Annotated in this window: 1 protein-coding gene; it reads left to right on the top strand. The window is 71.4% G+C overall.

Annotation, left to right across the window (positions count from 1 at the left end; genetic code table 11):
- Positions 1 to 823: Ig-like domain-containing protein (locus ACZ3UD_RS37530; protein WP_465598553.1), on the top strand; the 823-nt coding region annotated here is incomplete at both ends.

The raw sequence follows: 823 nt of genomic DNA, 5'->3' as shown, positions 1-823 counted from the left end.
CACCGCCACCCTGGATTCCAGCGGCGTCGCCACGCTGTCCCTGTCGACTCTCACCGTCGGCCTCCACCCGCTGACCGCCGTCTACAGCGGGGACGTCAGCTTCAACGGCTCCACCTCCCCCGTCGACACCCAGACGGTCAACGCGGCTGACACCGTCACCGTCCTCGCGTCGGCGCCGGACCCGTCGGCGTTCGGGCAAGCCAAGGTCCTGACCGCCACCGTCACCGCGGTTCCGCCGGGTGCCGGTACTCCCACCGGGACCGTGTCGTTCTTCGACGGCGCCACCCTGCTGGGCACCGCCACCCTGGATTCCAGCGGCGTGGCCACCTTCACCACCTCCGCCCTCAGCGTCGGCAGCCACTTGCTGACCGCCGTCTACAGCGGGGACGTCAGCTTCAACGGCTCCACCTCCCCCGTCGACACCCAGACGGTCAACGCGGCCGACACCGTCACCGTCCTCGCGTCGGCGCCGGACCCGTCGGTGTTCGGCCAGGCCAAGGTCCTGACCGCCACCGTCACCGCGGTTCCGCCAGGTGCCGGTACTCCCACCGGGACCGTGTCGTTCTTCGACGGCGCCACGCTGCTGGGCACCGCCACCCTGGATTCCAGCGGCGTGGCCACGCTGTCCCTGTCGACTCTCACCGTCGGCCTCCACCCGCTGACCGCCGTCTACAGCGGCGACAGCGCCTTCAACGGCTCGACGTCGCCGGTGGACACCCAGACCGTGAACGCGGCCGACACCGTCACCGTCCTCGCGTCGGCGCCGGACCCGTCGGTGTTCGGCCAGGCCAAGGTCCTGACCGCCACCGTCACCGCGGTTCCG

This window comes from Kitasatospora sp. NPDC023118, from assembly GCF_055560875.1.
The sequence above is the reverse complement of the archived record's forward strand: the minus strand, read 5'-3'. Positions and strand labels throughout refer to the sequence as shown.